The organism is Rossellomorea sp. NPDC071047 (assembly GCF_050270195.1).
GTDB lineage: Bacteria > Bacillota > Bacilli > Bacillales > Bacillaceae_B > Rossellomorea.
Window position 1 is genome coordinate 1 of sequence record NZ_JBNNJT010000010.1, and the last position, 20,422, is coordinate 20,422.

Consider the following 20,422-nt stretch of genomic DNA (forward strand, 5'->3'; position numbering starts at 1 on the left):
TCACACCCGTTCCCATGCCGAACACGGAAGTTAAGCTCTTCAGCGCCGATGGTAGTTGGGGGATCTCCCCCTGTGAGAGTAGGACGTCGCCAGGCGATATGTGAAAGAGTAGCTCATTGAGTTACTCTTTTTTGTGGTCTGAATGTATGGAAATGATGTCTGGATTGAACATCAATCCTCTATAAAGCTAAGCTTTGGAAAAGATAATTTAACTAGCTGGTAATTACACGAGTGGTTAGGTAATAATTGGTAAAAGACGCATAAAACGAAAAATTGACGCAATAAGGGCCGAAAACGACGCAAAAAATAAAGAAATGACGCAATAAAGGTCTAAACCGACGCATAAAATAACAAAACGACGCAATTATCACAAATCAAGGCAAAGTTATACCTAAACGAACGGTACTTGCATCGTTAAAACAGGCACATACGTTCAAGATGCGTCACATTTTCACACAAAAACAACTTAACTAATACGATTTTGCAAGCTTCATAGCTTTCTATCCGCACCTCCGGGACATACCACATCCATTACCCGACCAAATATAATGATCAACTTTCCAAATGCCCAAAAATGATCTCCATTTCCCACCAATATCTATCCTTCTTTTAAATGAATTCAGCAACAATTCTCACCCAATATCTTTTTTCCATAATCTTTTTTATAGAGACATACACAGACAGGGCGATTGTAACATAAGATAAATTACACTTGATTATTCTGTCAGTTTAAAAGTTTGAAATAATGTATACAATTGGTGGATTTGAGGCAGAATAGGTTGTATGGAGGTGGAGAGCCCTATGTTAAATCCGGAGCGTAAGGCGGCTTTAGAAGAGTGTATCGTTTGTCACGTTGATAAGAAGGTTGGAATCCATCTATACACATCGTTTATCTGCACAGAATGTGAGAAAGAAATGGTTCAGACAGAAACAAATGATCCTTTGTATAAAACATTCGTTCAACGATTAAAAAAAGTGAATACTCCTCAAATCTATTCATAACCAGGTAGTACTATTGGTTATGATTTTTTTTGATATTAATAGGTAAAAAGTTTTCCTTGTTCCGCGGAGCATGGAACAGCGTGGTTGTGATACGATATGAGTGGATATTTATTTTGAGGAGATTTAGAGTATGAAACGAGATCAGAGGAGAACCCCTCTTATTGAGGCGATAGAGAAGCATCGATCTGCCAAGCCCATCTCTTTTCATGTGCCGGGTCATAAAAATGGTTTATTGATGGATGATCAACCATTTTATCAATCTGATGTTACAGAGTTAAGCGGATTGGATGATTTACATGATTCTCATGAGGCGATACGTGAAGCAGAGGACTTGCTGTCGGATGTATATGGGACGTTGAAGAGTCATTTTTTAGTGAATGGAAGTACAGTAGGGAATCTTGCTGCCATTCTTGCTTCATGCTCACCGGGAGATCACATTTTCGTTCAAAGGAATTGTCATAAGTCGGTATTAAATGGGATCAAGCTTGCTAAGGCTGTTCCTATATTAATAGAAACAGAGTGGAACGACGGAGGGAATGCCCTTGGTATGCGACTTGATGCTATAAATGAAGCATTGAAGGCATTTCCCCAGGTGAAGGCGTGTGTCCTGACTTATCCCACTTATTATGGGTTCACGTACAATATCGATCAAATTATAGAAGAATTACATACACATGATGTAACGTGTATCGTCGATGAGGCGCATGGTGCTCATTTTACATTGGGCAGCCCTTTTCCGGAGTCTGCAATTGAATGTGGAGCGGATATTGTCGTCCATTCGGCTCACAAGATGCTCCCGGCCATGACGATGGGGTCATATTTACACATTACAAGCTCCAGAGTGAGTGAGCGTAAGGTGAAAGAGTATTTAACTATGCTACAATCAAGTAGTCCATCGTATCCGATTATGGCATCCCTTGATTATGCCAGATCCTATATCGGGACTTTTACACAAGAAGAAAAGGATCAAAACCTGAAAGTGATCAACAAGTTTGTACAAGCATTGGAGGGGGGACATCCTCAACTCATTGTAAAGCGGACGGATGATCCACTAAAGCTTGTCATTAGACTGGAGGGAAGGTCTGGGTATACTCTTCAAAGGTTATTGGAAGCAGAGGGAATTTACCCTGAGCTTGCTGACCCCGATTATGTATTACTGATCCTTCCATTACTGAAGAAAGATCGTTCTTTTCCTTATTATGAAGCGGTCAGCCGAATTTATAAGGCTTTAGGGAATGAACCGATAATAGAAAAGATAAAGAAGCATGAAACAAATCGTTCAAATAGCCAAGAGTTGTTTACTACTTTGGCATTAAGCTTTGAGGAGATGGAAGAGAAAGCAGGAGTGCTCATTCCCCTTGATGAAGCAGAAGGAGAAATTTCAGCGGGAATGGTCACACCTTATCCGCCGGGAATTCCTTTATTGATTCCAGGAGAACGAATTACCTCTCACGCCATCGAGCGTTTAACAGAGTATATAAAGAATAAGGCAAACATTCAAGGTCATCACCGCTTAGATGAAAATCGTGTGTTTGTGTACCGATAAGCAAGTGGAGGGAAAGACATGTCAAAAGGATTGTTTATTACAGTTGAAGGTCCTGAGGGAGCCGGCAAATCAACGATATTAACGAAAATTTTCAACCGATTATTACAGGATGGCTTCGATGTCATTCAGACGAGGGAACCTGGAGGCATTTCGATTGCTGAACAGATTAGAGAAGTGATATTAAATACGGGGAACACGGAAATGGATAAACGGACGGAAGCTCTTTTATATGCTGCAGCGAGACGACAGCATTTGGTGGAAAAAGTGATACCCGCACTCGCAGAAGGAAAGATAGTGATCTGTGATCGTTTTATTGATAGTTCACTTGCTTATCAAGGGAATGCCCGTGGAATCGGCATGGAAGAGGTCATGAATATCAATCAATTTGCCATTGAGGATAAGATGCCGGATCTAACGTTATACTTTGATATCGATCCCGAAGAGGGGTTAAAGAGAATTGCGATACATAACGGAAGAGAAGTGAACCGGTTAGATCTGGAATCGGTTGATTTCCATACGCGCGTCCGGGAAGGGTATCTAAAGTTAATAAAACAATATCCCGATCGCATTCAAGTCGTAGATGCCAGCCAGAGCAAAGAAGCTGTATTTGGTGATGCATATGGTATCGTGACCGATTATTTAAACAAGTAGGTTTAAGACGGACTTCTAAGCAAAAATTGGTGCTAAGAAGTCCGTCTCTTTTTTAGATGAAACATGTATGTAGATCCTGTTCAATGATATAATAGAAGGAAGTAAATGGCTTTAAAACGGAGGAATTGATTAATGAAGGTAATTATGGCAGTTGTACAGGATAAAGATAGCAATCGTTTGTCTAATGCCCTGATGGAACATAATTTTCGTTCGACAAAATTAGCTAGTACAGGCGGTTTCCTGAAGTCCGGGAATACCACGTTCATTATTGGTACAGAGGATATTCGTGTGGATAAAGCGTTACAGGTTATTAAGGAAAACTGTCAGTCACGGGATCAGATGGTGGCTCCTGTTTCTCCCATGGGTGGGAATGCAGATTCATACGTGCCTTACCCTGTTGAAGTAGCCGTTGGTGGAGCGACCGTATTCGTTCTTCCTGTAGAGCAATTCCATCAGTTTTAAAGCGAGGTTTAACCTATGAAAATTAACCAGGACCATCGGGTTTCCTTAGATAAAGTAACGAAAGACCAGAAATCTATTGGAACAGGTCAAGTTAAATTCGGGCAGCTTGTTCATAAGCACGATCAGAAAATGCAGATGGAACAGCTCAGTAAATTGCTCGTCACAATAGAAGATGCCGGCAGTCGTTTAGCCAAATCAAGATCATTTAAAGATCTTGCAAAATATAAAACCTTGGTCAAGAAATTTGTGCGTGAAGCCGTAGATTTCGGGATGGATTTGAAGCAGTCTCATACGTGGAATCAATATGGTGAAGGCAGAAAGCTCAATATAGTAGAAACCATCGACCAACAGCTTGTTGAACTGGCGGAAGATGTATTGGATAAAGAAAAGAAATCCATTGATATATTAGGGAAAATCGGTGAAATAAAGGGATTGCTTATTAATCTTTATATGTAAGAGAGTGATGTTAAGACATGTTGTTTGAAGAGATACAACCATTTCAGCCCGTCGTCCTTCAGATGCTTCAGAATAGTATTGTGAAGGATCGTGTCGCTCATGCTTATTTATTCGAGGGTGAAAAAGGGACACGAAAGAAGGAAATGAGCATCCTGTTTGCAAAAGCATTGCTATGTGTAAACCGAGCAGATGGAAAGGCATGTGAAAGCTGCTCCAACTGCAAAAGGATCAATCATGGGAATCACCCGGACCTGCATATGGTAGAGCCGGACGGTCTTTCGATCAAGAAGGATCAGATTAAAAGCTTGCAAGAAGAGTTTTCGAAAACAGGTGTAGAATCCAAGAAGAAGATTTACATTATCGTTCATGGAGATAAAATGACAGCGAATGCGGCTAATAGCCTGCTTAAGTTTCTTGAAGAGCCGTTAGCTGATACCACAGCGATTCTCATCACAGAAAATATTCATCGCATATTGCCTACTATTCTTTCACGGTGCCAGACGATTTCCTTTAAGCCGTTACCGAAAGAACAGCTGACAAAACAGTTATTGGAAGAGGGGATACAACCCCATTTTGCGACGCTTGCAGCCAATTTGACGAACCATTATGAGGAAGCTGTAGAAATATGTCAAAATGAGTGGTTTGCACAAGCAAGAATAATAGTGTTAAAATTATATGAAGTCCTCCAGAAAAGTCCCTTCCAAGCAATGGTCAAAATACAAGAGGATTTTGTACAGCACTTCAAAGAAAAAGATCAAGTCGATCGAGCATTAGATCTTTTACTTCTAATATATAAAGACTTACTTCATATCCAGTTAGGAAAAGAAGAACAGCTCGTGTACCCGGACCAAAAGGAAAACTGGAAATCAAACGCACTTCAAGTATCTACCAATCGTCTTTCTACTAATATGACGGCGATACTTGAAGCAAAACGCAAGTTAAACGCCAATATGAATTCGCAGCTGCTAGTAGAACAGCTTATGCTAAAACTGCAGGGGTGATGGTCCTTTGTACGATGTTGTAGGTGTACGCTTTAAAAAAGCGGGTAAAATCTATTATTTCGATCCGGGTGAATTGGATATTCAGAAAGATTCTTATGTAATCGTTGAAACCGTTCGCGGGGTCGAATTTGGAAAAGTAGTCGTAGAGAGAAAGCAAGTCGGAGAAAATGATGTAGTGCTTCCATTGAAGAAAGTGATTCGTATCGCTGATCAAAAAGATCGGTTAATCGTAGATGAGAACAAATCATCTGCGACGGAAGCCTACAATGTATGTTGTGATAAAATTAATCAGCATCAATTAGATATGAAATTGGTAGATGTAGAGTATACATTTGATCGTAACAAAGTCATATTCTATTTTACGGCTGATGGACGAGTTGATTTCCGAGAGCTAGTAAAAGATCTAGCTTCCATTTTCCGTACGCGCATAGAACTTCGTCAGATTGGCGTTCGAGACGAAGCAAAAATGCTGGGTGGTATTGGTCCTTGTGGCCGCATGCTATGTTGTTCTACCTTTTTAGGTGATTTTGAGCCGGTATCCATCAAGATGGCGAAGGATCAAAATCTATCCCTTAATCCAACGAAGATTTCAGGTTTATGCGGACGTTTGATGTGCTGTCTGAAATACGAGAATGACGAGTATGAAGCAGCGAAAGCGGAATTACCTGATATCGGAGAAGTGATTAAGACACCTCATGGAAAAGGTAAAGTGGTAGGTCTTAATATTCTGGAACGTATTCTTCAAGTGGATATTAAAGAAGAAGAGCGGGTTCTGGAATTCACATTAGATGAAATCATGAACGTGGGTGCCGTATCATTCCAAGCCACAGAGTAACGGGGTGTAGTGTCGTGGATAAAAAAGAGTTCTTTGATTCAGTCAGTAACATGGAACAACAAATTGGTCATTTATATCATCAATTAGGTGAGCTCAAGCAGTGTCTAGCTGAAATGTTGGAAGAGAATAATTCGTTGAAGCTTGAAAATGAGCATTTGCGCCGTAGACTGGAACAAACAGAGAACTCACCAAAAAAGGTACAAACAAACAGCGATGCGGGTACAACGAGTGAGTCAGACTTAGAAGATAAAACACTGGATATAGGAGAAGGGTATGACAACCTTGCTCGATTATACCAGGAAGGATTTCATATTTGTAATATTCATTTCGGAAGTCCACGGAAGGATGAAGATTGTTTATTCTGCCTCTCTTTCTTGAACAAGAAGTGAGGAATTCTTCATTCTTCTGAACAGCATATAGATAAAAAGGGCTGATCCATGAAAAAAGGATTGGTCCTTTTTAGTGATTTAAACCGTAACAACTAATAATAGAAGAAAACTGGAGGAAACCTATGGTCGAGTTAAAAGAAGATGAACGTTTAGATTATTTATTGGCTGAAAATATGAGGATCATTCAAAGTCCATCTGTTTTCTCCTTTTCAACAGATGCGGTACTATTGGCCCATTTCAGCTATCTACCGATTCATAAAGGCAAAGTGGTTGATCTATGTTCGGGTAACGGCATCATTCCCTTATTACTAAGTGCGAGAACCAACGTTGAAATTACGGGGGTGGAAATTCAAGAAAGATTATTTGATATGGCACAGAGAAGCGTCCAGTATAATGGTCGTCAAAATCAAATATCCATGAAGCTGGGGGATGTGAAGGAGATTGATCAGCTCCTTCATCATTCACACTATGATGTCGTAACCTGTAATCCTCCATACTTTAATACTCCACCCGGTGATAAAAGAAACGTCAACGAACACTATGCGATCGCCCGTCATGAGATCCTTTGTTCCCTAGAGGATACCATTAAAGCTTCAAGCTATCTTCTGAAGCAAGGAGGAAAGGCTTCCTTCGTCCATCGTCCAGGTCGATTGATGGACATTCTTTCGTTGATGAGGAAGCATCGTCTCGAGCCAAAACGATTGCGCTTTGTATATCCTAAGCCAGGAAGAGAAGCCAACACCATCTTAATAGAAGGAATAAAAGATGGGAAACCGGACCTAAAAATCCTTCCACCCCTTTATGTGTACGATGAACAGAATAAATATTCAAAGGAAGTATATGATATGCTATTTGGAAAGAATGAGGATAAGGACTAAAGAAATGAGGAGGTGAGCTATTCAATGAACCAGCAGAAAAGCTTTCAAGATAGTGAAAAAGGAAGCTTGTATCTTGTCCCTACACCGATCGGGAATTTAGAGGATATGACGTTTCGCGCAATCCGCATGATGAGGGAAGCGGCAGTGATTGCTGCCGAAGATACAAGAAATACAAAAAAATTATGTAATTACTTTGAAATTGATACGCCTATCATCAGCTATCATGAGCACAATAAAGAGACGAGCGGACAGAAGCTGATTGAACGTATGGTAAAAGGCGAGCTCGTTGCCTTAGTAAGTGATGCAGGAATGCCATCCATTTCGGATCCGGGTTACGAACTGGTGAAAGAAGCAATCGATCACGAAATTGCTGTCATTCCATTGCCGGGGGCGAACGCTGCTCTAACGGCTTTGATCGCTTCAGGATTGGCTCCGCAGCCATTTTATTTCTATGGGTTTTTACATAGAGGGAAGAAAGACAAAAGAGCGGAACTGGATACACTAAAAACGCTGGAAGATACATTCATCCTTTATGAATCCCCACACAGATTAAAAGAAACATTAAAAGAGCTATATGGAGCTCTGGGAAATAGACAAATCGTTGTTTGTCGTGAGCTCACGAAGAAGTTCGAGGAATTCATCCGTGGAACCCTGGAAGAAGTAATGGAATGGGCAAACGATGGGGAAGTACGAGGTGAATTCTGCTTATTAATTGAAGGAGCGGATCCGCTGGAAAAAGAAGAGGAAGACTCCTGGTGGAGCAAATACTCGCTTCTGGAACATGTGCAGCATTACATGAACGAAAAAAACATGACCTCCAAAGAAGCCATCAAACAAGTCTCAAAAGAACGCTCCCTTCCAAAACGGGAAGTTTATCAAGCTTTTCATGTTGAATAGGAAAATGACGAGATGCAAAATAAAAAAAGGCCTGAGTCTAGTCACTCAGGCCTTTGATATGTTAACAACAAATTATTTCGTTTGTAGTGAATCCTGGATTTCTTTTAGTAACTGATCTGCACCTTCACGGCTAAGAACCAATTTACCGTTAGCAAGCTTGATGTTATCATCAGAAACTTCTCCAGTGATTTGGCAAGTCATGCTTGGCTTATATTTCTTTAAGATGATTCTTTCGTCATCTACATAGATTTCTAAAGCATCTTTCTCAGCGATACCTAATGTACGACGTAATTCGATTGGGATAACGACACGACCTAATTCATCAACTTTTCTTACAATACCTGTAGACTTCATTTGAAAATCTCCTCCAAATAAATATATTAATATCTCTCTAGTTCGTCAATATTCGACAAATTTCTTTTGTTGTTTCTATCATACCAACGATTAGGAATATCGTCAATAATTATATCTGTAAATTTTTAAGAAAAAATGGATGGAAAAGTGTTGTTTTAATAAGCTTTACGCTTTATTGTAAATAAATGTATTACCAATTAAATATTATTGTAATGAAAGTAATAAGTGAAAGTTATGTCGAATTATCTTTATATAATCCATATATTCGACAAAATTAGACAAAAACCCTCACTTGTTTCGACAATTTATAGATTCAACATTGTTTAGTTGCAGAAACCCTTTATTTTAGGTATATTTTGATGAGATAAGAGGTTAAGATGATAGGTAAGGCGCAGATAATGGATGTACGTACATTTATGCCACTATAAACCATACGGAGGCCCCTATGGCTTTATGGGGGTAGAAAAAAAGAGGAGGAACGGAAAGTGGAAGAAAAGTTGAACACCTTCTATATTACAACACCGATTTATTATCCAAGTGGAAATTTACATATTGGACATGCTTACACCACGGTTGCCGGTGATGCAATGGCCCGCTATAAGAGAATGCGTGGATTCGATGTCATGTACCTGACAGGAACGGACGAGCATGGACAGAAAATTCAACGTAAAGCCCAGGAACAAGGAATTACTCCTCAAGCATATGTAGACGGGATTGTTAGTGGAATTAAAGATTTATGGGGAAAACTGGACATTTCATATGATGACTTTATCCGTACGACAGAGAAGCGTCATAAGGATATTGTGGAAAAGATCTTCCATCAGCTTGTCGAACAAGGTGATATTTACTTGGACCAGTACGAAGGCTGGTATTGTACACCATGTGAATCCTTCTTTACTGAGCGTCAATTAGAAAACGGAAACTGCCCTGATTGCGGCAGACCCGTTGAAAAAGTGAAGGAAGAATCGTATTTCTTCAAAATGAGCAAATACGCTGACCGCCTTCTTGCTTACTATGAAGAAAACCCTGAATTCATTCAGCCTGAGTCCCGAAAGAATGAAATGGTGAATAATTTCATCAAGCCTGGTTTAGAAGACTTGGCTGTTTCAAGAACAACGTTTGACTGGGGAGTGAAAGTACCGGGAGATCCCAAGCATGTCATTTACGTGTGGATCGATGCCCTGTCCAACTATATTACAGCTCTGGGTTACGGCAGTGAGAAAGATACAAATTACTTAAAGTACTGGCCAGCGGATGTTCACCTGGTCGGGAAGGAAATCGTCCGTTTCCATACAATTTATTGGCCAATCATGTTGATGGCTTTAGATCTTCCGCTTCCTAAGAAGGTTTTCGCTCATGGATGGCTTCTCATGAAAGACGGCAAAATGTCTAAATCAAAAGGAAATGTAGTTGATCCTGTTACCCTTATTGATCGATACGGCCTTGATTCTCTTCGTTACTACCTGTTAAGAGAAGTGCCATTCGGTTCTGATGGAGTCTTTACGCCTGAAGGATTTGTTGAACGAATCAACTTCGACTTAGCAAATGACTTAGGAAACCTTTTAAATCGGACAGTGGCCATGATCAACAAATATTTTGACGGTGTCATTCCAACCTATGTTGATTCTAACGGTGAATTCGATCAAGCCCTCCTGGATATGAACAAAGAAACAGTGAATAAATATGAAGAAGCAATGGAAAACATGGAGTTCTCTGTAGCTTTGTCCAGTCTTTGGCAGTTAATCAGCCGCACGAATAAATATATTGATGAAACTCAGCCTTGGGCCCTTGCTAAAGACGAAAGCAAAAAAGAAGAGCTCGGCAGTGTGATGAGTCATTTAGCTGAATCATTACGAAGAGTCGCTGTTCTTTTACAACCGTTTCTAACAAGAACTCCTAAGAAAATATTTGAACAATTGAACCTTCATGAAGAAAAAATGCACACATGGGAAAGCCTGGAGAGTTTCGGAGCTATCCCGGCAGGAACGGAAGTGGTGAAAAAAGGAGAACCGATTTTCCCTCGACTTGAACTTCAGGAAGAGGTAAACTTCATCAAAGAGAAAATGCAAGGGTCTGCTCCTGCTGTTGAAGAAAAGAAGGAGCCTGCTAAAGAAGAATCAGAGGAAATCGGAATCGATGATTTCATGAAAGTTGAGCTTCGAGTAGCGGAAGTCATAGGAGCTGAGCCGGTTAAAAAAGCGGATAAACTGCTTAAGCTACAATTGGATCTTGGCTTTGAAAAACGACAAGTTGTGTCAGGAATTGCTAAATTCTATCAGCCGGACGAACTGGTTGGAAAAAAAGTGATCTGTGTGACAAACTTGAAGCCGGTAAAACTGCGTGGAGAACTTTCACAAGGAATGATTCTTGCTGGTGAAGAAAATGGAACGCTGTCTCTTGCTTCAATCGACCAGTCTTTACCAAATGGAACAAAAGTAAAATAAGTAAGGTTTTATGCTTTTATCGATAAAGGGATGTTCCACGTGGAACATCCCTTTATTTTATTGAAATAATGAAAATATGGAATGACAATCGTTATGTTAGGTATTTCTTGAAATCAATACTATATTTAGAAAATAGTATTGTAGAAAGAAACAGATTGTTTTGGTTCTGTGACTAAAGTAGATAGAATGAAGAGTAACTGTGAGTGAAACAGGAGTAATAAAAAATATCCATAGAAACCATAATATGTAATGTGAATGTTACATGAATGTGATGCTTGTCATGCTTTTTTATATTAAACTTATCTTTATTACAAGGAGTGTCTTACATGCTATTTGATACACATGTTCATTTGAATGCTGAACAATTTGACGAAGATCTGGAGGAGGTAATTTCAAGAGCAAGAGAAGCTGGAGTTGAAAAGATGGTGGTCGTCGGCTTTGATCGTCCAACGATTAACCGGGCGATGGAGCTCATTGAGCAATATGAATTTTTATATGCCAGCATCGGTTGGCACCCAGTGGATGCAATTGATATGAAGGATGAAGATTTAGCTTGGATAGAAGAGCTCTCAAACCACCCTAAAGTAGTTGCCATAGGTGAAATGGGACTCGATTATCACTGGGATAAATCACCAAAAGATGTTCAAAAAGAAGTGTTTCGAAAACAAATTCATTTAGCTAAAAAGGTAAAACTCCCAATTATTATACACAACCGTGATGCCACACAAGATATAGTGGATATCCTCAGGGAAGAAGGAGCAGAGGAAGTTGGAGGGATCATGCATTGCTTCAGCGGAAGTCCTGAAATTGCTCAAGAATGTGTGGATATGAATTTCTACATTTCCCTGGGAGGTCCCGTAACCTTTAAAAATGCGAAAAAGCCAAAAGAAGTAGCAAAAGAAATTCCATTGGAAAAGCTTCTGATCGAAACAGACTGTCCTTATTTAGCACCTCACCCGAACAGAGGGAAGCGAAATGAGCCTGCATACGTGAAGCTGGTAGCAGAACAAATTGCGGAGCTAAAGGAAGTATCATTAGAAGAAGTAGAGAACATAACAACCGAAAATGCAAAAAAGTTATTCAACATAAACTGACATCAGATATTGTCGAGAATTGAGAGAGCTTGTCCAAATAGATAATAAAAACAAAAAGTTCTACATAGGATTCTTGTTTCATAGGATAATCGTGTCGATAACTCTCTCTTTTCATTTTCTCTTCTTTTATGCATAATATGTTTTATGTTCCCTGGGTTTCAATATTTTGCTAGATTAAGTTAAAAGAAGTAAGGGTTGACAGTCACTGGATTACTCTATATAATCACTCCGAGAAAAGGAGGCGTTTTTCATGATGTTTAAGACCATGAAAAGCCTGTTTTCCAAGTCTTTGAGTCGAAGGAAATGGATTGTTACAATCGGAACATTGGTAACATCTGCAGCTGTATTTGGAATTCTTTTTTATGAAGGATCTAAAAACACTGTGGCATTGACCTTAGACGGCGAGCAAAAAGAGATTAGGACGCATGCGAATACAATTCAAGATATATTAAAAGAATTAGAGATTTCAACCCGCTCACAAGACTATTTGTACCCTTCGGGGAATACGAAGGTCTCAAATAACATGAACATTGTTTGGGAACCGGCAAAACAGGTAGAAGTAGTAGTAGGGGATCAGGCGAAAAAGGTCTGGACGACTGCTGATACTGTAAAAGAGATACTCTCTGAAAATGAAATTAAAGTAGGAGAACATGATAAGGTCAAACCCGGCTTATCAGAAAAAGTAACAGGGGACATGAACATAAAGATTGATACCGCATTTTCACTTAAGCTTGTGAACGGCGGAAAAGAACAAAAGGTATGGTCTACTTCGACTACGGTCGCTGACTTTTTAAAGCAACAAGGAATTACACTAAAGAAATCAGACCGTGTTGAACCAAGTTTAGACAAAGTTGTTAAAGCAAATGATGTCGTAAATGTCGTTCGAGTTGAAAAAGTCACCGATGTAGTGGAAGAGGCACAGGATTTCACCGTTATTTCCAAGAAGGATTCCGATCTTTCAAAAGGAAAAGAGAAGGTCGTTCAAGAGGGTAAAAATGGCTTGGTTGAAAAGAAATTTGAAGTAGTGAAAGAAAACGGCAAAGAGGTTTCCAGAAAGTTAGTCAGTGAAAAAGTAGTGAAGGAAAGCCAGGATAAAATCATTAATGTCGGAACAAAGGTTTTAGTGGCTCAAGTTTCACGTGGTAGTTCATCATCTAATTCATCTGCAACAGCCTCAGCTGCTCCAAGTGGAGGAAGAGAGTTTTATGTGAGCTCTACAGCTTACACAGCATCATGTAACGGATGCTCAGGCTATACAGCTACAGGAATCAACCTGAAATCAAATCCGAATGTTAAAGTGATCGCAGTGGACCCTTCTGTCATTCCTTTAGGAACAAAGGTATATGTAGAGGGCTATGGCTATGCCGTAGCTGCAGATACAGGTGGCGCAATCAAAGGGAACAAAATTGATGTATTCTTCCCGTCTAAATCAGATGCCTATCGTTGGGGAAGAAAAACAATAAAAGTAAAAATATTAAACTAAGTGCAGGGGTGTTCTCCTGCTTTTTTTTATTTATCGGTGAAAACCGTTATAATAGCTTTAGGTCTTCAATGATTAGACGAAAATGAAAGCAGAAAAGTTTCAATTCTTTTGGAGGAATTATGAAAATTAAAGAAATCATCGTAGTGGAAGGAAAGGATGATACGGTAGCCATTCAACGTGCTGTCAATGCTGATACGATTGAAACGAATGGTTCTGCTGTGTCTCCGGCTACTATAGAAAAAATAAAACATGCCCAGGAAAAAAGAGGCGTAATCATCTTTACCGATCCTGACTACCCGGGTGAACGTATCCGGAAGATTGTGAGTGAAGCGGTACCGGGTTGTAAGCATGCCTTTGTACATAAGAAGGATGCACTGCCAAAGTCAGGAAGAGGAATAGGTGTAGAGCATGCTTCGTCAGATATCATAAGAGAGTCTTTAAGAGAGGCTCATGTGCTGGATGTTGAGCAGGAAGAAGTCATTTCGAAAGACGATTTGATTGATGCTGGTTTAATCGGCAGTTCCCAAGCGAAAGATCGAAGAATTGCTCTTGGTGAGAAGCTTAGAATCGGATACACTAATGGAAAACAGCTGCATAAACGATTAAGGATGTTCAATATTCAAAAAGAAGAGTTTAAAAAAGCTTTAATGGAAATTATTCAGGAGGAAGAAAATGCATAAAGATATTGCCACCCCGATACGCACGAAAGAGATATTAGGTAAGTATGGTTTCTCGTTTAAAAAGAGCCTGGGTCAGAACTTTTTGATCGATCCCAATATCCTCAGGAACATAACGGAATACGCAGGTTTATCTGAGAAAACCGCAGCCATTGAGATTGGACCTGGAATCGGTGCATTAACAGAACATCTTGCGCGCACCTCGGGAAAGGTCGTCGCATTTGAAATCGATCAGCGACTGATTCCTATTCTGGGCGATACACTATCCCCTTACAAAAACGTTAAAATAATCAATGAAGATATATTAGAGGCGGATGTAGAATCCATTATTAACAAAGAATTTGAAGGGTTCGAAGACATTATGGTAGTGGCCAATCTCCCTTATTACGTCACTACACCTATCATTCTTAAGCTGTTGATGGAGCGTCTTCCAATCAGAGGCATCTGTGTCATGCTTCAAAAAGAAGTAGGGGACCGTATTTCAGCTCAGCCCGGAACAAAAGCGTACGGATCTCTTTCGATTGCCATACAGTACTATACAGAGGCCGAGATGGTCATGACTGTCCCGAAAACGGTCTTTATGCCGCAGCCGAATGTAGACTCTGCCGTCATCCGTTTAACGAAGCGTGAGAAGCCTCCTGTCGAGGTGATCAGTGAAGATTTCTTCTTTACCGTGACACGCTCTTCTTTTGCTCAAAGAAGAAAGACCATCCTGAACAATCTAAGCAGTCAGCTTCCCCAAGGAAAGGAAAAGAAAGACATGATCCTTGAGGCCTTATCTTCCGCCGGGATTGAACCCACACGACGTGGAGAGACACTGTCGATACAGGAATTCGGCCGGTTGAGTGATGCGTTATACCCGAACTTTAATTAAAGCTTGCATAGATGGCTAAACGTGAAAGTGCGTTTAGCCATTTTTTTGTTTCCGTGTATTGAGCAGGGTAACCTCATTTTATTGACACCGAATATCAGAGGGGTGCATAGGTTATCACAGGGAATATTTACTTAATTAAGGATAAGGAACCTGTTGAGAAGGATATAACAAACGTTGATCCTCCTCGGCTTATTTATTTCCTTTTTTGATTTAACGAATGTTTAGCCCACGGGAGTGACTGATGTGAATATCGAGATCAATGATGTCGTAGGCCGTCTTTCCTATCAATGTGATATTTTATTCAGGGTGATTGATATCCGCATGATAGATGGCCAAAAAACGGCAGTTCTGTATGGTGAAGATTTTCGATTAATAGCGGATGCTCCTTTTCATGATTTGAAGAAGATGGACCCTAGAGAGCAGGAACGTATTACGCAGGAGTTTCGTTCAAAGGAGGAACAATCTCTTGACTTATTTCGTCAGGATATAGAGCTTCTCAAGTATAAGCAGGAATATAGGGTAACAAACGCTTATCGAGACGATTATAACTATTTCCAGGTTCCAGGGAAAGTGCTTCATCTTGATGGAGATCCAAGCTATTTAAGAAAGTGTCTAGATCTTTATGAAAAAATTGGTGTCCCGGTAAAAGGTGTTCACTGTAGTGAGACAGAGATGCCTGAAAGGATTGGGGCGCTTATCGATAAATATAGACCAAATATTATTGTTTTGACCGGTCACGATGCCTATTCCAAGGCGAAAGGGACCAAAGGTGATATTAACGCTTATCGACATTCTAAATATTTTGTTCAGGCCGTGCGGGAAGCACGCAGCAAATCTCCCCATCTGGATCAATTAGTGATCTTTGCTGGTGCTTGTCAATCCCACTTTGAATCATTGATCCACGCTGGAGCCAATTTTGCCAGCTCCCCGTCCAGAGTCAATATTCATGCATTGGACCCTGTGTATATCGTGGCCAAGATTTGTTTTACGGGGTTTAAGGATTCAGTAAATGTGTGGGACGTCATCCGCAATACGTTAACAGGGGACAAAGGGCTTGGCGGAATAGAGACGAAGGGTGTCCTTCGTACAGGAATGCCATATAAAATTACTGAAGAAGATTAGGGAATGTTCGACAAAAATCAAATAGACCTTACAATTTACTGCGTGAATTGTAAGGTCTATTTGGTGTTTAGATGTATAGAATAGTAAGGTGGGTTTTTTAGTGAGGTTTTATGCTTGTCGCCTCTGGGCAAAGCCGCTTCCGCTTTTCTATGTGTCCAGCTCCAGGGGCTTGGGGCTCGAGGTCATAAGCCAAGTAACCCAAAAAGGCAAAGAACGCCTTTCCGGGTTACTCGTCTTATGCTTGTCGCCCCAGGGCGAGCCCCTTCCGCTTTTCTATTATCCAGCTCCGGCGGCTAGTCCCTCGAGGTCATAAGTCAAGGGCACCAAAAAGGCAAAGAGCGCCTTTCCGGTGCCCTCGCCTTATGCTTGTCGGGCCTGACCAAGCCGCCTTCGCTTTTATTGTTTACATAATTTCTCAAAGGTTGGGGAATGTTAGGTGTGTAGAAAAAACGTACTTTTTGTTGAATAAAATATATTGACAGGTGTTCCATGTTCTTGTTAAAATAATAAATTTATTTGACTAAAATTACATAATGTGTTATATTTGATTATAGTGAGGTGGAAGCGAAATGCCAAAAACATTAGCCGACATTAAAAGATCCCTTGATTCTAATCTTGGGAAACGTTTAATGCTTAAAGCAAACGGTGGACGTCGAAAAACAATTGAGCGTTCAGGTGTTCTAGCCGAAACGTATCCTTCTGTATTCGTGGTTCAACTGGATCAAGAAGAGAATGCGTTCGAACGAGTTTCTTACAGCTATGCAGATGTTCTCACTGAGACAGTTCAATTAACATTTTATGATGAAGCAACAGGAAATATCATCTTTAGCCAGCAGTAGACAATAGTTTGCTGCTTTTTTATTTGCCCAATTTTCAAGGAAGTACATAGAGTAGGATTCTCCATTGTTATGTTTTGTCCTTTTGTACACATACTAAACGTGTGGTACATCTAAAGGAGGTAGACTTATGAGCAGAAGAAGAGGAATCATGTCTGATCAATTAAAAGAAGAAATCGCTCAGGAATTGGGATTTTATGATGTTGTTCAGAAAGATGGTTGGGGTGGAATCACGTCACGGGATGCAGGTAATATGGTGAAGCGCGCAGTAGAGCTCGCAAGTCAGCAATTATCTGAAAATCGTCCTCACTAACTCTTTTCACGCATACAGGATTACATCTTTTATCAGTACCATATACAGGGGGTCGCCTTAAAAGTGTAGTGCTTTTCAGGTGGCCCCTGTTTTAATAAAGACAAGACAATCTTTCCTATCAGTACTTTACGTGATAAAATAACATACTTGTATGAGTATGTTTAGAAGTTAACACTCTCAATAATAAGTGTATGATACAATATAACAAAGAGTATTGGTAAGAAGGTGATGATATGAGGTTATTAGTGAAGGCGCCGGCAAAAATTAACCTATCACTTGATGTTTTACATAAACGTTCAGATGGTTACCATGAAGTTGAGATGGTTATGACTACAATTGATTTAGCGGATAGAATTGAGCTTACGAATCTTTCTGATGATACGATTAAGATTCTCTCGCATAATCGATTTGTGCCGGACGATGGAAGAAATCTTGCCTATCAGGCTGCACAGCTTTTAAAGACGAGGTTGAATATCAAAAAAGGGGTAGCGATCTCCATTGATAAAGTGATACCTGTAGCAGCAGGATTAGCAGGCGGGAGCAGTGACGCGGCAGCAACCTTAAAAGGGTTAAATCGATTATGGGATTTAGGTCTCAGCATGGATGAGCTGGCAGAGCTTGGTTCCGAAATTGGTTCAGATGTATCTTTCTGTGTTTACGGGGGGACAGCTTTAGCATCAGGAAGAGGCGAGAAGATCAAACATCTTTCAGCCCCGCCTAATTGCTGGGTCATATTAGCAAAACCAACAATAGGGGTTTCAACAGCAGATGTTTATAAAAATTTGGATTTGAAAAACATTACCCATCCGAATACAAACGCCATGGTTTCAGCTTTAGAACATGGAAATTATCATGATATATGCTCCAATCTTGGGAATGTACTTGAGTCGGTCACGTTGGATATGCACCCTGAAGTGGCTCAAATCAAGGACCAAATGGAGCGTTTTGGTGCCGATGCTGTTCTAATGAGCGGTAGCGGACCGACGGTATATGGATTAGTGCAATATGAATCAAGACTTCATCGAATCTATAATGGTTTAAGAGGTTTTTGTGATCAAGTGTTCGCTGTGCGCATGCTGGGAGATTAAGAGCTCTTGCCGAAATCCGTATATTAATGATATATTTACATTATAATATTCGGATTTAGGAGGTTTCTTTGGTGAAGTTTAAGCGTAGTGAACGATTAATTGATATGACGCATTATTTATTAGAACGCCCCCACCAACTTGTTCCTTTAACTTTTTTCTCTGAACGGTACGGTTCTGCAAAGTCTTCCATCAGTGAGGACTTGACGATAGTAAAGGAAACATTTGAAGGACGGGGTGTGGGGACTGTTCAAACAGTTCCAGGGGCAGCCGGTGGAGTGAAATATGTTCCAAAGGTAAATAGTCAGGAAGCAAAAGAAATGATAGATGAGCTTTGTGTTCATCTGGAAAGTTCAGATCGTTTATTACCAGGCGGATACCTTTACATGACCGACCTGCTGGGTAACCCTCAGCTTATGAAAAGTGTCGGGAAATTACTGGCGTCTGCTTTCGCTGAGAAAGATATTGATGTCATCATGACAGTAGCGACAAAAGGGATACCGATTGCAAATGCAATTGCCTCATACTTAAATGTACCGGTGGTCATCGTAAGACGGGATAGCCGTGTAACAGAGGGATCGACTGTGAGCATTAATTATGTCTCAGGCTCATCGAAGAGGATCCAATCCATGGTTCTTTCAAAGAGAAGTTTGAAGGAAGGGTCTAAAGTATTGGTTGTCGATGATTTCATGAAGGCAGGGGGAACCATCAACGGTATGAAGAACTTACTGGAAGAGTTCTCGGCTACTTTATCCGGAATAGGTGTTTTAGTTGAATCCAATAGTATCGATGGTCGACTAGTGGATGATTATGTTTCATTGTTAAAATTGTCTGATGTGAATGAAAAAGATAAACAGATTTCATTGACAGAAGGAAATTATTTTCAATCAAATTTAACATTTCTACCATAAGGGGAGGCATTTAATATGCGTGTAGTTTCTACTAAGCAAGCACCAGCAGCAATTGGTCCATACTCACAGGGGATTGTCGTAAATAATTTATTTTACAGTTCAGGTCAAATACCTCTGACAGCAGAAGGTACTATGGTGGAAGGGGATGTAGCAGAACAGACGCATCAGGTGTTCCGTAATCTTCAAGCCGTACTATCGGAAGCTGGAGCATCATTGGAAACAGTGGTGAAAGCCACTGTATTCATTAAGGATATGAATGACTTTGGTACGATCAATGAAGTGTATGGGGAATATTTTAGTAATCACAAGCCGGCTCGTTCTTGTGTAGAGGTAGCCCGCTTACCTAAAGATTCCTTAGTTGAGATCGAAGTAATCGCACTCGTGAAGTAAAATTCACGGGTGTTTTTTTGTGTCAAAAAGGAAGTGTAGTTCAAATGAAATAGATGACTGGATATAAAAAATAAAACTTTTCAAAAAATTTTACAATTTAAGAAGGAATATCTAAATAATTCGTTGAATACATAGAGTAGATTTCATCTAGGGAAAAAGGTGGTGAACAGAATGGAAGTAACAGACGTAAGATTACGCCGAGTAAACACCGATGGTCGCATGAGAGCTATCGCATCTATTACGCTGGATAATGAATTTGTTGTTCATGACATTCGCGTGATTGATGGGAACAATGGCTTATTTGTAGCGATGCCAAGCAAGCGAACTCCAGATGGGGAATTTCGTGATATTGCTCACCCAATTAATTCAGGTACTCGAGGCAAGATCCAAGATGCCGTCTTAGCTGAGTATCACCGTCTAGGTGAGCTAGAAGAAGTTGAGTTAGAAGAAGCTGGGGCTTCCTAATTAGATCTATAGCATCAAGAGCCTACTTTTGTAAGGCTCTTTTTTTTGTCTTTAGAGCCGGGTATTTAAAAGTGGCGGTTCTTACGTTTTTTGTATACCCCTATTTTTATAGAGATGAAACCTATAATTAATATTTTTTTGCATCTTAAGGTAAAAAATTTGGGCAGGGATGTTTGACTAAGGCAAAGAGCGCCTTTCCGGCAGGTTCGTCTTATGCTTTTCGGGCCTGGGCAAGCCGCCTCCGCTTTTCTATGATG

Annotated in this window: 23 protein-coding genes and 1 rRNA gene; 23 read left to right on the forward strand and 1 reads right to left on the reverse strand. The window is 40.2% G+C overall.

Annotated features, from left to right (window positions below):
• The 11 genes from rrf to rsmI all read left to right on the forward strand — a co-directional run.
• Window positions 1–95, forward strand: a 5S ribosomal RNA gene (gene rrf, locus ACQKFO_RS22265); the annotation flags it as partial.
• 706 nt (window positions 96–801) lie between these two features.
• A complete protein-coding gene (locus tag ACQKFO_RS22270) occupies window positions 802–1,002 on the forward strand; it encodes a sigma factor G inhibitor Gin (RefSeq protein WP_262372023.1) in 201 nt (66 codons plus the stop codon).
• 130 nt (window positions 1,003–1,132) lie between these two features.
• Window positions 1,133–2,548 (forward strand): aminotransferase class I/II-fold pyridoxal phosphate-dependent enzyme, encoded by a 1,416-nt coding sequence (locus tag ACQKFO_RS22275; RefSeq protein ID WP_427601164.1) that lies wholly within the window; start codon window positions 1,133–1,135, stop codon window positions 2,546–2,548.
• Between the two features lie 18 nt (window positions 2,549–2,566).
• Window positions 2,567–3,199, forward strand: coding sequence for a dTMP kinase (tmk, locus tag ACQKFO_RS22280; protein WP_427601166.1), 633 nt, complete (start codon window positions 2,567–2,569; stop codon window positions 3,197–3,199).
• A 132-nt stretch (window positions 3,200–3,331) separates the two neighbouring features.
• A complete protein-coding gene (locus ACQKFO_RS22285) occupies window positions 3,332–3,661 on the forward strand; it encodes a cyclic-di-AMP receptor (RefSeq protein WP_044340646.1) in 330 nt (109 codons plus the stop codon).
• A gap of 15 nt (window positions 3,662–3,676) precedes the next feature.
• Window positions 3,677–4,117 (forward strand): YaaR family protein, encoded by a 441-nt coding sequence (locus ACQKFO_RS22290; protein WP_427601168.1) that lies wholly within the window; start codon window positions 3,677–3,679, stop codon window positions 4,115–4,117.
• Between the two features lie 17 nt (window positions 4,118–4,134).
• Complete coding sequence (gene holB / locus ACQKFO_RS22295) at window positions 4,135–5,118, forward strand: DNA polymerase III subunit delta' (RefSeq protein ID WP_427601170.1); 984 nt, start codon at window positions 4,135–4,137, stop codon at window positions 5,116–5,118.
• Between the two features lie 7 nt (window positions 5,119–5,125).
• The gene (locus ACQKFO_RS22300) at window positions 5,126–5,953 is read left to right on the forward strand and encodes a stage 0 sporulation family protein (protein ID WP_324746204.1); all 828 of its coding nucleotides are present in this window, start codon (window positions 5,126–5,128) and stop codon (window positions 5,951–5,953) included.
• A 14-nt stretch (window positions 5,954–5,967) separates the two neighbouring features.
• The gene (gene yabA, locus ACQKFO_RS22305; protein WP_299746420.1) at window positions 5,968–6,342 is read left to right on the forward strand and encodes a DNA replication initiation control protein YabA; all 375 of its coding nucleotides are present in this window, start codon (window positions 5,968–5,970) and stop codon (window positions 6,340–6,342) included.
• 122 nt (window positions 6,343–6,464) lie between these two features.
• Complete coding sequence (locus tag ACQKFO_RS22310) at window positions 6,465–7,220, forward strand: tRNA1(Val) (adenine(37)-N6)-methyltransferase (protein WP_427601172.1); 756 nt, start codon at window positions 6,465–6,467, stop codon at window positions 7,218–7,220.
• Window positions 7,221–7,244: 24 nt separating this feature from the next.
• Entirely contained in the window at window positions 7,245–8,117 is an 873-nt protein-coding gene (gene rsmI, locus ACQKFO_RS22315) for a 16S rRNA (cytidine(1402)-2'-O)-methyltransferase (protein WP_427601174.1), read from the forward strand.
• Window positions 8,118–8,189: 72 nt separating this feature from the next.
• Here the strand turns inward: rsmI and ACQKFO_RS22320 are convergent, their stop codons facing one another.
• A complete protein-coding gene (locus ACQKFO_RS22320; protein WP_044340639.1) occupies window positions 8,190–8,471 on the reverse strand; it encodes an AbrB/MazE/SpoVT family DNA-binding domain-containing protein in 282 nt (93 codons plus the stop codon).
• Window positions 8,472–8,956: 485 nt separating this feature from the next.
• Between ACQKFO_RS22320 and metG the strand changes: the two genes are divergently transcribed.
• The 12 genes from metG (at window position 8,957) to spoVG (ending at window position 20,165) form a co-directional block, all read left to right on the forward strand.
• A complete protein-coding gene (metG, locus tag ACQKFO_RS22325) occupies window positions 8,957–10,915 on the forward strand; it encodes a methionine--tRNA ligase (protein WP_427601177.1) in 1,959 nt (652 codons plus the stop codon).
• A 326-nt stretch (window positions 10,916–11,241) separates the two neighbouring features.
• Complete coding sequence (locus tag ACQKFO_RS22330; RefSeq protein WP_113971030.1) at window positions 11,242–12,009, forward strand: TatD family hydrolase; 768 nt, start codon at window positions 11,242–11,244, stop codon at window positions 12,007–12,009.
• A gap of 253 nt (window positions 12,010–12,262) precedes the next feature.
• Window positions 12,263–13,492 carry a ubiquitin-like domain-containing protein gene (locus ACQKFO_RS22335; RefSeq protein WP_427601240.1) on the forward strand — a complete coding sequence of 410 codons (1,230 nt, stop codon included), beginning with the start codon at window positions 12,263–12,265 and terminating at the stop codon, window positions 13,490–13,492.
• A gap of 119 nt (window positions 13,493–13,611) precedes the next feature.
• Window positions 13,612–14,172, forward strand: coding sequence for a ribonuclease M5 (rnmV, locus tag ACQKFO_RS22340; protein WP_427601179.1), 561 nt, complete (start codon window positions 13,612–13,614; stop codon window positions 14,170–14,172).
• A complete protein-coding gene (gene rsmA / locus ACQKFO_RS22345; protein ID WP_427601181.1) occupies window positions 14,165–15,043 on the forward strand; it encodes a 16S rRNA (adenine(1518)-N(6)/adenine(1519)-N(6))-dimethyltransferase RsmA in 879 nt (292 codons plus the stop codon). The genes rnmV and rsmA overlap by 8 nt, the downstream gene beginning before the upstream one ends.
• A 243-nt stretch (window positions 15,044–15,286) precedes the next feature.
• Window positions 15,287–16,165, forward strand: a complete 879-nt coding sequence (gene yabG, locus ACQKFO_RS22350) for a sporulation peptidase YabG (RefSeq protein ID WP_427601183.1) — start codon at window positions 15,287–15,289, stop codon at window positions 16,163–16,165.
• 569 nt (window positions 16,166–16,734) lie between these two features.
• Window positions 16,735–17,004, forward strand: a complete 270-nt coding sequence (gene veg, locus ACQKFO_RS22355) for a biofilm formation stimulator Veg (protein WP_032085220.1) — start codon at window positions 16,735–16,737, stop codon at window positions 17,002–17,004.
• A gap of 127 nt (window positions 17,005–17,131) precedes the next feature.
• Complete coding sequence (locus ACQKFO_RS22360) at window positions 17,132–17,314, forward strand: alpha/beta-type small acid-soluble spore protein (RefSeq protein ID WP_148996577.1); 183 nt, start codon at window positions 17,132–17,134, stop codon at window positions 17,312–17,314.
• Between the two features lie 233 nt (window positions 17,315–17,547).
• The gene (ispE, locus tag ACQKFO_RS22365) at window positions 17,548–18,402 is read left to right on the forward strand and encodes a 4-(cytidine 5'-diphospho)-2-C-methyl-D-erythritol kinase (RefSeq protein ID WP_427601186.1); all 855 of its coding nucleotides are present in this window, start codon (window positions 17,548–17,550) and stop codon (window positions 18,400–18,402) included.
• A gap of 71 nt (window positions 18,403–18,473) precedes the next feature.
• Window positions 18,474–19,310 carry a pur operon repressor gene (gene purR, locus ACQKFO_RS22370; protein WP_148971316.1) on the forward strand — a complete coding sequence of 279 codons (837 nt, stop codon included), beginning with the start codon at window positions 18,474–18,476 and terminating at the stop codon, window positions 19,308–19,310.
• A gap of 15 nt (window positions 19,311–19,325) precedes the next feature.
• Entirely contained in the window at window positions 19,326–19,700 is a 375-nt protein-coding gene (locus ACQKFO_RS22375) for a RidA family protein (protein WP_427601188.1), read from the forward strand.
• Between the two features lie 171 nt (window positions 19,701–19,871).
• A complete protein-coding gene (gene spoVG, locus ACQKFO_RS22380; protein WP_032085215.1) occupies window positions 19,872–20,165 on the forward strand; it encodes a septation regulator SpoVG in 294 nt (97 codons plus the stop codon).
• The last annotated feature ends 257 nt before the right edge of the window (window positions 20,166–20,422 follow it).